Source organism: Mycoplasma sp. 480 (genome assembly GCF_051353065.1).
GTDB lineage: Bacteria > Bacillota_I > Bacilli_A > Mycoplasmatales > Metamycoplasmataceae > Mesomycoplasma_A.
The window spans coordinates 811,779-825,315 of sequence record NZ_CP195722.1 but is presented as its reverse complement, the minus strand read 5'-3'; the positions used below and the strand labels follow the sequence as shown (position 1 = coordinate 825,315).

Below are 13,537 nucleotides of genomic sequence, written 5' to 3'. Positions count from 1 at the left end.
TTTTTACCCCAAAAAAACAAAAATACAGAAAAATAAAAGAAAGAGGAAAATTATGAAAAAGAATTTATTTAAAAAATTATTACCATTAGGATTAACAATCTTAAGTTCAATAACTTTTGTTTCTTGTAATGTACAAAAAACTGAAAGCAAAGAAACAGATAAGAAGACAGAACCTAATCCAACTACATCACAACCACAACCAACTGTAGTTGCAGAACCTAAAAAGGAAAATATAGATTATAGCAATGCATTAGTGTTTAAAAATGAGAATTCTCAAGCAAACTGATTTAAAAATTTAAAAAATTTAAAGAAAAAAGGTTTTCAAGGAATAAAAGGTTTTCAAGGAATTCAATATTATGCAACAAATAAATTCTTTGGATTAATTGGTCCTGGTTGAACTGATAATGAGATTTTTGTTACAAGAGAAGGATTGGATATAGAAAAAATTAGACAAGTAATAATTCCAAGCGATCCAAAAGAAGTTAAAAGATACCGTGATTCTTCTTGAGATGAATCGACTTCTACTTTGATTTTTAAATATAAAGTAAAAGATGATGAAAGTGATAAAGAATATTCCCAAACTATTAAATTTAATAAACCTGTTGATGAAAACGAAAAACAAGACGATAAATTACAAAAAAATGATAATACAAATGATGAAACTAAAACTTCAAAAAAAGAAGATCCAAATATAAAAAGTGGCGATCCAGAAGAAAAATCAACAACAAAAACTTCAGAAGTTCCTATTAATCCTAGTGAGAATCAAAATTCACAAACACAAGGAGAACCACAAGCACCTAAACAAAAAGAAAATCCACAAGATTCAACAGGCAGTAATGAAAGACCATCTCAACCCGAACCAAAAGCAACTGAACCGGAAAATATTAAAAATCCAACTTCAGAAGAACCTTCTGTAAATAATCAAAATGTTGAAAATATGTATGAAAATGCTTTAGTTCCAGCTTTTGACGATTGAAAATCAAGATTTTTAAATAAATTATCAAATTTAACAAAACATTCTTTCAAAGGTCTTCAATATTATTCTAGTAGCAATTTTATAGGACTCCTTGGTGGAAACAGAAGAGAAGATAACAAAATTTTTGTTGCAAAAGAAGGATTAGAATTATCTAAAATTAAAAGAGTTTCAGAAGTAAGTTCTGATCCAAAAATACATGACGATGTTAAAAAATTCCCTTCAAGTTCAAATGATGCTGTATATGATGCAACTACTAAAATATTAACTTTTAAATATAAAATAGAAGGTGATTCAACTGACAGAATATATACACAAACCTTTGATTTAAACGAATCTTCTAATTAAAAAATAAATGAAAATACAGGAAATTTCTGTATTTTTGATTTTTGATTTTATTGAATTAATATAATTATTTATCTTTATATTCATCCTTTAATAATGATTCAGGGATTGAATATAAATTAATATGACAATAACCCAAAGGATTTTTTTCAAGATATTTTTGATGATATTCTTCAGCTTTTGTTTTATCATAAACTTTATCAAATTCAATGTAATTTTCTTTATTTTCTTTATTAATAAATTCTTTATTTAAATCTTCGAATATTTGTAAAACAATTGGATCATTTGAATAAATTCCAACTCTATATTGTGTTCCTTTGTCATTTCCTTGTTTATTTAGAGAGTAAGGATCAATAATATTTAAATATAATTCTCATATAGTTTTTTCATCTATTTGTTCATCATCATAAATAACTCTAACAGCTTCAGCATGCTTTGAACCAGAACAAACTTCTTTATAAGTTACTCCTTCAAAGTCTCCATTTATATAATAAGATTCAGATTGAATAACACCTTTAATTCTTGAAAAATAAGCTTCTACTCCTCAAAAACATCCACCTGCTATAAAAACTTCTTTTTTCATATTTTCTCCTTATTTTTTATTGATAAATTAATGATACTAAAATATAAAAATTAGTATAGAAAAAAGAGCAATAAAATGAAAAAAATGCATTTTTTTGCTATAATTTAAATAAAATTTATTTAAAAAGATTATTAAAGTAAGTGAGGTAATATGTTTTTTGATGATAAAGATGAAAAAGAAAAATATATTCTAGATGATGAAGAAATGGAAACTGTTTTTAAAGAAAAAACAGTAGAAGAAAGTGATGAAGAGGAGGTAGCACCTCAAGATAAAGAAGAATATGTTGTTTCTTCTCAAATTATAGAAAATGAAGCAGGTGGAATAATTCCTAAACCTATTTCAGATGAAATGAGAAATTCGTTTCTTGAATATGCAATGTCTGTTATTGTTTCTCGTGCTTTACCAGATGCTCGTGATGGATTAAAACCAGTTCATAGAAGAATTCTTTATGGTATGAGTGAATTAGGAATAACACACAGTGTTGCACACAAAAAATCTGCTAGAATTGTTGGAGATGTTTTAGGTAAATATCACCCACACGGTGATTCTTCTGTGTATGATTCAATGGTTCGTATGGCTCAAGATTTCTCATTAAGATATCCGTTGATTGATGGTCATGGAAACTTTGGTTCTATTGATGGAGATGCAGCAGCGGCGATGCGTTATACAGAAGCTAGAATGTCTAAAATTGCTTCTTTAATGGTAGAAAGCATTAAAAAAGATACAGTAGATTTTATGCCTAACTATGACGGTTCTGAAAGTGAACCAACAATACTACCTTCTAAAATTCCAAACCTATTAGTTTCAGGAGTTACTGGTATTGCAGTAGGAATGGCAACAACTATACCACCACACAATTTAGGAGAGGTTATTGATGCCACTATTGCTTTAGCTAAAAATCCAGAAATTTCAATTGATGAACTAATGCAACATATAAAAGGACCAGATTTTCCAACAGGAGCAATGATTTTAGGACAAAGTGGTATTGCTAAAGCTTATGAAACTGGTAGAGGTTCCTTTATTTTAAGATCAAAAGCAAAAATTGAAGAATTAAAAAACGGAAAAAGTAAAATAATAGTTTATGAAATTCCTTATGAAATCAAAAAACCTGTATTAATTGAAAAAATTGTTCAATTAATTAAAGAAAAAAAACTTGATGGAATTTCTGATATAAGAGATGAAACTTCAAGAGAAGGAATTAGAGTTGTTTTTGACATAAAAAAAGGATTTATCCCTGAAGTAGTGCTTAATAATCTTTTTAAATATACATCTTTACAAGTTAGTTATTCTATTAATATGATTGCTCTAGTAAAGGGAGAACCAAAACTTTTAAACCTTAAAGAATCATTAGAAGTTTATTTAGAACATCAAATTGATGTATTCACTAGAAGATTACAATTTGACCTTAAAAAAGCAGAAGAAAGAGTTCATGTTTTAGAAGGTTTAAAAATAGCTATTGAAAATATTGATGAAGTAATTAAAATTATTAAATCATCTAAATCTGATGCAGAAGCACAAGAAAAATTGGGTACAAGATTTAATTTAACTCCAATTCAAACAAAAGCTATTATTGAAATGAGATTAAGTAGATTAACTGGTTTAGCTGTTGAAAAACTAGTTAATGAAATGGAAGAGTTATATCAAAAAATTAAAGAACTCAAAGAAATATTAGCTTCAAAAGAAAAATTAATCAACTTAATTGTTTCAGAATTACAGGAAGTAAAAGAAAATTTTGCTGATGAAAGAAGAACTGAAATTACTGCAACTGAAGTAGGAACTATTCAAGATGAAGATTTAATTCCATCTCAAGATGTTGCTATAACATTAACTAATAATGGTTATGTAAAAAGAATAAATATTGATGAATACAAAACACAAAATAGAGGTGGAGTTGGTTCAAATACAGCTACTACATACGAAGATGATAATTTAAGTTCAATTTTAATAACAAATACACATACTGATTTATTAATTTTTACAAGTTTAGCAAAAGTTTATAGATTAAGATCATATCAAATACCTGAGCAAAGCAAACAAGGTAAAGGAATTCCTTTTATTAATTTAATAGGAATACAAAAAGATGAAAAAGTCATTTCAATGTTATCTATTAATGAATATAATTTAGGTACTTATTTAGTAACAGTTTCTAAAAAAGGAATTATTAAAAAAACAGAAATTAGTAACTATGAAAGAATTAATGCAAATGGAAAAATTGCACTTGGTCTAAAAGAAGGAGATGAACTAAAAAGAGCATTTGTTGTTAAAGATGGTGAAGAAATCATTATTGGAGCATCAAACGGAAATGTTGTTCGTTTCTTAAGTGATGAATTAAGAAGTACAGGAAGACAATCTGAAGGAGTTAGAGCAATAAAACTTGACCAAGATGATGAAGTTGTAGGTGCTTCAACAACTGCTGAAGGACAATATATTTTAGCTCTTGGTGAATTAGGTTTTGGTAAAAAAACTTTAATTGATGAATATAGAATTACTGCTCGTGGTGCTAAAGGTGTTAGAACTATTAATAGCGAAAAAGCTGGAAAATTAACATATATTGGAAATGTTAAAGGAAATGAAGAAATTTTAATTTTAACAAAACAAGGTATAGCAATAAGAACACCACTTTCTCAAATAGCAGAAACTTCAAGAAACACCAAAGGAGTAAAAATCATTTCTTTAAAAGAAAAAGATTACATTAAAGCAATTGCTAAAATTGATGGATTATCAGAAAACTAATATCAATTCCCTTTTAAATAAGGGAATTTTTATTTCAAATTTGTGCATAAAGATATTAAAAAAGTTAATATTTTCATATTAACTTTTAGTTTTTAGATTACTTCTTTTTCATCTCTTTTTGATCAAATAATTGTTAAAATATAAACAATTATTGGTCAGAATGAGAAAATAATACCTAATATTTGTCCCACAACAGGGATAAATGAAATAAATCCGTTTGTAATAATTAATATCATTGCAGATAATCAAATAATAAAGTATTTTTTGTTAAGTCCGTTAGTTGCATTTCCCGTCTTTCCCAGTTGACGGGATTTTTTTCTTTTTTTTCATATATTTAATACTATGTATTAAAAAAAATATTTTTTTCTTTGAAAATCTTTCTATTATGGTATAATTACAATATGAAAAATCATTTTATACTTGAATGTAGTAATGGGAATGCTAAATATGCAACCGTTGTAAAATATTGAGAAAATAAAAAAGGTTATAAAAAAATTGCAAGTTTAGGAAATATTGAAAAATTAGAAAAAATAAATCCAAAATATTTAGAGATAATGAGAAAGAAATTGAGAGAAATTGATCCTAAAAACTCAGCAGAAGAAATAAAAAATATTTTATTAAGTGAAATTAAAAAAGATAATATTGAAAAATTTCTTAAAATGACTGAGATAAATCTAATTTATAATGTTGTCAAAAAATTAAATATTTTTGGTTCATTAAAAGAAAGTAAACATAAAGATTTAGAAGGAATTTTAGAATATCAAATAGCTTCAAAAATTCTTTATGAACAAAGCATTTTCCAAAGATTCAAAAACAAAGAAAAATTCGATAATAAAATAACAACTTCTAAAAATTCTTTTTATAGATTTCTTGATGTTTTAGTTGATAATGAAAAAGAAATTTTTTCCAATTTAAACAACATTATCACAAATGAAACAGGAAGAGATATCGAATTAGTTTTTTATGATTCTTCAACTGTTTATTTTGAATCTTTTCAAAGAAATGGACTAAGAATTCCGGGTTATTCTAAAGATGGAAAATTCAAAGAAGATCAAGTCGTTATAGGAATGGCAACAGATAGTAATGGTATTCCGATTTTTATAAAAGTTTTTAAAGGAAACACAGCAGATTCAAGCACAATGATTCCTTTTATTGAAGAAATGAAGAAAAATTACAATCTCAAAAAAGTCACTATTATTGCAGATAAAGGAATGTCAATAAATAAAAATCTCCGTTATTTAGAGCAAAAAAACATTGATTTTATAATTTCTTATAGGTTAAAATCATCAAGCAAAGAATTTAAAGAATTTGCACTTGAACAAGAAGGTTATATTGATATAAACAAAAGCTTGAAATACAAAGAATATCACTATAATTCCCATTGAAACGGAAAAAGAGTAAATGAGACAATTAGAAGAAGAATTGTTGCTTTTAGTAAATCAAAAGCAAAAAAAGATTATGAAGATAGACAAATATTAATTAAAAATTTTCAAAAAAGACAAAACAAAATTGGAAGAGTTAGTGCAGAAGAAATTATAGGAATTAAAAAATATAAATTTTTTAAAAGAGTAGGGAAAATGGAATTCGAACTCGATTATGAAAAAATCATAGAAGATGAAAAATTCGATGGACTCTATGTTTATGAAACTTCTAGACTAGATTTAAGTCCAGAAGCAAATTATTGAAATATATCACAAACAATGACAAAAATTGAAGAGAATTTTAGAACACTAAAAAACACACTAAAAGTTAGACCAATTTATGTATGAAAAGATTCTCATATTTTAGGACATTTTATACTTAATTTTTTAGCATTAGTTGTATTGAAATATTCCATTTTCTTAATAAATAAATTTTATAAAGAAAATGGACTTGTAGATAAAATAACAAATGATAAATTCATTGAAGCATTCAACTCTCAAACAAGTGTTGTAACTGAATTTAAAGGTGAAATAATTAAAGTAGAAACTTTAAATTATAAAACCGATGAAAACAACGATAATATCAAGTATTGATACGATATAAAAAGAGTTTTATCAAAAATGGTATAAAGAAAAAACAAAAACAATAAAATCAACCAAAAAAATGGTTGATTTTGTCTTTTTGCTATTAACTGGGAAACTCGGGAAAATTTAGATCAAGTAGCTAAAATTAACTTCAAAATTACAGAAGAAATTAAAGAAAATTTATAAGCTTTATAATGAAAAGGGCAAAAAAACACAATTTTTTCATTTGAAAGCTCATTTTTTATAAAATTTTTGTTTTTTTTCTATAATTATGTAGTTGTTTATTTTAATAACAACGAAAGGGGAATAAATATTGAAGAATAAATTTTCAGAAAGGCAGTTTTTACTATTTGGACTAAACTATATAGTTGGTTTTGGTTTTATAGTAACAATTGCTGGTGTTATTAGTAAAGGACTTTGAGGAATGCTTATTTTTGTATTAACAGCCTTCATTTGTGGTGCTGTTATGCTTGCTTTTGCCAGAGGTGGAGAAAATTTTGGTTCTGAAGTTGGTGGAAGTTATGTATATGGAAAAAAAGCTTTTCCAAAACAAAGGTGATTTATCTTTTTTCAAGGATGGAATCAATTTGCTCAAGTTCCTTTATTTTCTGCTACGACTCCATTGTTCTTTTCTGGTTTATTAAGCGAACTCGATAAAGAACATCAAGAAATTTATCTTGCAGTTTCTATTGTGTTTTTCTTATTAACTACAATAGTAAGTGCTTTGGGTTTAAAAATATCAAAATGATTTATTTTTATATCAGCGATTATAAAATGAATAACAATAATAACAGGTTTATTTATAGTAATTTACCTTTCAGCAACACAGTTAGATTTTGCATCTAAATTATTAAGCAAAGATGAAATAACTATAGGGGTAATAGTTGGTTCGGTTTTAAGTTTTATTTATGCTTTTGGTGGTTTAGAAGGTTTAGCAGGTTTATCTGCTGATGTTGAAACAAAAAGATTTAAGAAAATTTTAGTTTTAATTTTTATAATAATTTTAAGTTTTTATTTAATCTTTTATTTAATTTTTTTAGGAGTTTCTTTTAACGATACTACAAATTCCTTTTCAAATTTATTCAAACTAGTTTTTGGAATTACAGGAGTTATATTATTTGCAATAGGGTTATTTTTTAACAGAACAACTTCTTCAATTAGTTCATTAGTTTATTATGCAAGAACAGTTGTACCTTTAGCAGAAGATGGATTTTTACCAAGTTCATTAGCAATAAAAGGAAAAAATAATAATTATAAAAATGCCATTATTTTTTGTACTATTTTTGCATCTATATCTATGATTATTTTTACTCTAATTCCTTATTTTTTAGGAATAGAAGACAAATTCCATGCAATTCTAAATGCTGGTAATATTGTGTTCTTAATGCAATATTTACTCACTATATTTAGTATTCTTGTAATTGGTTATAAGTATAAAGAATTTAAAATCCCAATTTGAGAACAAATATTATTATATTTTGGAATGTTAGTTATAATTTTCGTAATTTTAATTTCTTTTATACCACCAATGGTAGGTGAAGAATATACATTAAGTACAGCAATTTTATTACCAAGTTATGCAGGAACAATGTTAATTGGTTATGCAATTTGAGGTCTTTGACACTGAATTTCAAAGAGAAAACAAAATAAGAGTAAGTTGTAAAAAACTTACTCTTTTCATTTGAATTTTTAGCAAAAAAGATAGTATAATTATTTTTTATAATAAGCATAAATAAAAGGAGTTATATGAACGAAACATTTAAAAAATTTTGTCAAGAAATTGAATTTGAACCAACTGAAGAATTTTATGGTGTCGAAATTGAACAAGTTAGCAGAGAAGGTAATTATTATTTAGTCTATTTTAATTTTAGAGACATTGTTAAAATTTCATTATTTAGACAATTTTATTCTAAAGTTAGAAAAGCAAAACTTAATTTTGAAATTAAAATTAAATATTTTGATGATTCCAAAAAAGAATTTTTAGTGAAAGATTATTTTGAATATGCTTTTCTTTTAGTTAATAATTTATTTGATTTTTTTGAAAACAAAAATTATGAGTTTTCAAAAAGCAATATTTTAACAATTTTTGTTAGAAATGAATTAGACGCAAAAATTGAAAAATTAAATCAAATAGAAACATATATGCAAAACTGAGGTTTTGAAAACTTTAAAGTAGAATTTAAAATTGATGAAGAAAAAGAAAAAGAAGCACAAAAATTAAGAATTGAAGAAATGTTCAAAGAAGAAAAAATGAAACAAGATTTTCTCAAAAGTGTTAAACAAACTGAAAATAGCAATAATATAGGTTTCAAAAAGGATTTTACTTCTTTTATGAAAAATAAAAGTTATACTCCTTTATCTATAAAAGAAGCATTAGAAAGTGAAGAATTTAATGTTATAGTTACTGGTGAAATTTTTAAAAGAGATGTTCAAAAAACTAAAACCGGTTTATGAATAACAATTTTAACAATAACAGATTATGAAGAAGCTATTAAAGTTAAAATATTTTCAAAAACTGATCAAGAAAAAGAAGAACAGGAAAAATATGTAGTAGGTAAAACAATAACTGCATATGGTTCTAATACAAAAGATGAGTATTTAAAAACTAAAGTAATTAGTGCTAAAAAAATAGAATTTATAGAACTCAAAAAAGATGAAAGAATCGATAAAGAGAAAGAAACAAGAGTTGAATTTTATGCAAGAAGCAATATGAATGCTATGGACGGAATATCAACAGCAGAAGAATATGTGCTTGCAGCAAAAAAATTTAATCACAGTGCAATTGGTATTGCTGATGTTGATTCTGTTCAGTCTTTTCCTGAATTTTATCATTCAGCAAAAAAACACAAGATAAAAGCAATTTATGGTTCTACTTTTAACACTATCGAATATAAAAATAATGCTGTTATAAATGCAAAAAAAGATTCTTTATTAAAGAATGCTAAATACGTGGTTTTTGACTTAGAAACAACAGGTTTATCTCCTAGATATGACGAAATCATTGAATTTGGTGCAGTTGTCATAGAACACGGAAAAATAAAGGAAAATATTCAATTTTTTATAAAACCTAATAAACCTTTACCAAAGTATATTACAGAAATTACAAACATTACAGAAGCAGATTTAATTAATGCAATTTCACAAGAAGAAGGAATAAAAAAAATTAGAGAAATTTTAGATAATTCCATTGCAGTAGCTCATAATGCTAATTTTGATATAAATTTTGTTAATGAAAAAATAAGAGTTTTTAATTTACCAAAATTAGATATTGAAGCTATTGATACACTTATAGTGGCAAGAATTATCAATCCAGATGCTAAAAAATTTAGATTGGAAAATTTGGCAACAAGATTAAATATAAATTATGACTCAACTGTAGCCCATAGAGCTGATTATGATGCTAATGTTTTAGCTCAAGTTTGACTTTCTTTTTTAAGAGAACTAGAACAAAAAAACATTAATTCTAGCTATGATTTAGAATTTTTTGAACTAGAATCACTTCATGAAAAAAAATTCAGTTATGAAGTAGTTATTTATGCAAAAAATCAAAAAGGTTTAAAAGAATTATTTAAATTAATATCAGACGCATCAGTTAAAACCTTTTACAATGGACCAAAACTTTTTATAGATAAATATCAAAAAAGTGAGAATTTATTATTAGCAAGCGGGACTTTAAACTCAAGATTAATTGATAAACTTTTCTTTTCTACAACAGAAATTTTTGAACAAGAATTACAAAGATATGATGTTGTTTTTGTACCACCACTAAGAGATTTTGTTCATTGAAATAATAGAAATATTTTAGCAACTAAAGATATAAAAGAAGGTTTAAGAGATTTAGTTTATACAGCTAAAAAATTTAATAAAAAGATTATAGCAGTTTCTGATTGTCGTTATATTGAAGAAAACCAAAAGATACTTCATAATATTTATATAAATGCTAAAGGACTTGGCGGAGCAAGACATTATTTATATAAATATAAAGAAGAAAACCCAATTTATCCTTTACAAAACTTTTTAACAACAGATGAAATGTTTAAAGAATTTGACTTTTTAGAAGATTTTAACATCATAAAGGAAATTGTGGTTTCCAACTCAAGAAATTTAGCAGAAGAATTCGAAGAAATTCAGGTTATTAAAGACAAATTATATGCACCTATTTTCGATAATTCAAAAGAAAATTTAGAAAAACTTGTTTGAAAAACAGCAAAAGAAAAATATGGTGAAAATTTACCCGCTATAGTAAAAAATAGGTTAGAAAAAGAACTAAATCCTATTTTAAATTATGGTTTTGATGCAATTTATTGAATTAGTCATAAACTAGTAAGAAAATCACTTGATGATGGATATTTAGTAGGATCTCGTGGTTCGGTTGGTTCTTCTCTTGTTGCAACAATGGCAGGAATTACTGAAGTTAATCCACTTGTTCCACATTACATTTGTTCTAAATGTAAAACATCTGAATTTTTTGAAGATGGTAAATATCTTTCAGGTTTTGACTTACCAGATAAAAATTGTTCTAAGTGTAATATTCCTTTTGAAAAAGAAGGACAAACAATTCCTTTTGAAACTTTTTTAGGATTTAAAGCTGATAAAGTTCCTGACATAGATTTAAATTTTTCAGGTGAATATCAAATTAATATTCATAATGAAGTAAGAAGATTATTTGGAGAAAACCACACTTTTAGAGCGGGAACTATTTCTACAAATGCTGAAAAAACTGTTTATGGTTATATTAAAAGTCAAATAGAAGAAAATTTAGCTAATTATTCATCCGCTTTTATGGAATTTTTATCATTAAAAGCTAAAGGAGTAAAAAGAACTACAGGACAACATCCAGGGGGGATAATTGTAATACCAAAAGAATTTGATGTAGAAGATTTTACTCCAATTAATTATCCAGCTAATAATGATTCATCAACTTGAAAAACAACTCACTTTGATTTTAGTTCCATTCATGATAATGTATTAAAATTAGATTTACTTGGTCATGATGATCCTACAGCAATTAGAATGCTAGAAAATTTAACTAAAGTAAAAGCAACAAGTATTCCAAAATCAGATCCTAAAATAATTTCTCTTTTTTCTTCTACAGAGGCTTTAGGTATCTTACCAGAAGATATTTCTGGAGAAACTACAGGTGCAATGGGGATTCCGGAGTTTGGAACTAACTTCGTAAGAGGAATGTTAAAAGTAGCAAAAGCAGAAACTTTTGCGGACTTAGTTGCTATTTCTGGTTTATCTCATGGAACAGATGTTTGAAAAGGAAATGCTGAAGAGTTAATAGTAGAAAAAAAACTTACTTTTAAAGATATAGTATCTTGTCGTGATGATATAATGAGTTTTTTAATTTTAAAAGGAGTTGAACCATCAGCATCTTTTAAAATTATGGAAAATGTTAGAAAAGGAAAATCTTTAACTAAAGATGAAGAAGAGTTATTAAATAAACATAACATTCCAGATTGATATATAGAATCACTTAAAAAGATTAAGTATCTTTTCCCAAAAGCACATGCTACAGCTTATGTTTTAATGGCTTGAAGAATTGCTTATTATAAATTATATTATCCACTTGCTTATTATGCAACTTACTTTACAACAAGAGCTGATGTTAGTGATATCAAAACACTAACATCAGGAAAAACAGGGATAAAAGAAAAAATAAGAGAATTAAAAAGAAGAGAATTTTCAAAGAAAAAAGAAGAACAATTATCTGTAAAAGAAAAAGATTTAATTCCAATTTTATGTATTGCTGAAGAAATGCATGCAAGAGGATTTACTATTTCTAATGTAAATCTAGAAAAATCCAGTTCAACTGATTGAATTCTTGATTATGAAAACAACGCTTTAATTCCGCCATTTATTACAATTGATGGACTTGGTGAAGCAGTAGCTAAATCGATTGAAAAAGCAAGAGAAGAATCAGAATTTTCTTCTATTGAAGACTTAAAAAACAGAACACTTTTAAATAAAACCCTTCTTGAAAAAATCAAAGAAATGGGAATAGTAAAACACCTTAATGATACAGATCAAAATTCATTATTTTAACTAAAATAGAAAAAATATTAAATTATCAATAAAAAGAACAAAAATTCAACTTTTTTGTTTTTTTATTTCTTTTTTGTTCAAATATTTTCACAAAGTGAAATAATTATATTGTATATACATTATGGTTGTATATAAATTAAATAAACAAACAGGAGAATTATGTACCAAGATAAAAAGAAAATTTTAGCATTAGGTTTTCTTTCAAATTTAATGTTAACAATATTTATATTTTTTCTAATTTTATTTATAACATTTAGTGAAAAGCAATTGCATTATTTAGATGGAGGATGACAATTTGTATTAACTCTTTGTATAATTTACTATTCTTTATTCAATTATCTAATTTTCATTATCTATAAGTTTTTGCTTATTAAAAATGCAAAATTAGGTTTTAGCAAAAAAATTATTTTTATATTTTTCACTATGTTATTTTATTTTTTAATTTACAAAAAAGAAAATTTGAACCTAAGTTTAAATGTAAAAAACAAAAAAATAATATTAATTGCTTATGCAGCAATAGTTTTTATTGTTTTTGGTATATTAATGGGCGTTTTATTTATAGGTATACTTAAAATTGGTTTATTTGTTTTACAAATCCCATTTCATTTCACTATTTTTCCTGCCGCTATCAGTGTTTTAATTATTTCAATATTGGAATATTCTAGTTCATCAAAAGAAAAAAGTAAAATAAAAAAGGTTGTTGATAACAAAATTTAAAAAAGTTTATATCCGCTATTTAGTTTTTTAAAATAGCGGATTTTTTATTCAAAAGAATTTTAAATAAAAATTTAAGTAAAAATAATCCCTAATTTATTCAAAATTTTTTATTCTTTTTATAAAAAAAGTGAA

The 13,537-nt window shown here is 25.3% G+C and carries 8 protein-coding genes; 6 read left to right on the top strand and 2 right to left on the bottom strand.

Annotated features, from left to right (window positions below; translation table 4 throughout):
* Positions 1–52: 52 nt before the first annotated feature.
* A complete protein-coding gene (locus ACR34G_RS03450) occupies positions 53–1,321 on the top strand; it encodes a hypothetical protein (protein WP_436358574.1) in 1,269 nt (422 codons plus the stop codon).
* Between the two features lie 64 nt (positions 1,322–1,385).
* On the opposite strand, the gene msrA is transcribed toward ACR34G_RS03450, so the two are convergent.
* Positions 1,386–1,901: a peptide-methionine (S)-S-oxide reductase MsrA gene (gene msrA, locus ACR34G_RS03445; RefSeq protein WP_436358573.1), complete on the bottom strand. Its 516-nt coding sequence runs from the start codon at positions 1,899–1,901 to the stop codon at positions 1,386–1,388.
* 150 nt (positions 1,902–2,051) lie between these two features.
* On the opposite strand from msrA, the gene gyrA reads away from it, so the two are divergent.
* Positions 2,052–4,634, top strand: coding sequence for a DNA gyrase subunit A (gyrA, locus tag ACR34G_RS03440; RefSeq protein ID WP_436358572.1), 2,583 nt, complete (start codon positions 2,052–2,054; stop codon positions 4,632–4,634).
* A 92-nt stretch (positions 4,635–4,726) separates the two neighbouring features.
* Here the strand turns inward: gyrA and ACR34G_RS03435 are convergent, their stop codons facing one another.
* On the bottom strand, positions 4,727–4,870 hold the full coding sequence (locus ACR34G_RS03435; RefSeq protein WP_436358571.1) for a hypothetical protein: 144 nt from the start codon (positions 4,868–4,870) through the stop codon (positions 4,727–4,729).
* Between the two features lie 165 nt (positions 4,871–5,035).
* Here ACR34G_RS03435 and ACR34G_RS03430 point away from each other — a divergent pair, with 165 nt between their 5' ends.
* From ACR34G_RS03430 to ACR34G_RS03415, 4 genes are all read left to right on the top strand, one after another.
* The gene (locus tag ACR34G_RS03430; RefSeq protein WP_436358570.1) at positions 5,036–6,685 is read left to right on the top strand and encodes an IS1634 family transposase; all 1,650 of its coding nucleotides are present in this window, start codon (positions 5,036–5,038) and stop codon (positions 6,683–6,685) included.
* Positions 6,686–6,953: 268 nt separating this feature from the next.
* Positions 6,954–8,303: an APC family permease gene (locus ACR34G_RS03425; RefSeq protein WP_436358569.1), complete on the top strand. Its 1,350-nt coding sequence runs from the start codon at positions 6,954–6,956 to the stop codon at positions 8,301–8,303.
* A gap of 83 nt (positions 8,304–8,386) precedes the next feature.
* Positions 8,387–12,688: a PolC-type DNA polymerase III gene (locus ACR34G_RS03420; RefSeq protein ID WP_436358568.1), complete on the top strand. Its 4,302-nt coding sequence runs from the start codon at positions 8,387–8,389 to the stop codon at positions 12,686–12,688.
* Between the two features lie 159 nt (positions 12,689–12,847).
* Positions 12,848–13,405 (top strand): hypothetical protein, encoded by a 558-nt coding sequence (locus ACR34G_RS03415; RefSeq protein ID WP_436358567.1) that lies wholly within the window; start codon positions 12,848–12,850, stop codon positions 13,403–13,405.
* The last annotated feature ends 132 nt before the right edge of the window (positions 13,406–13,537 follow it).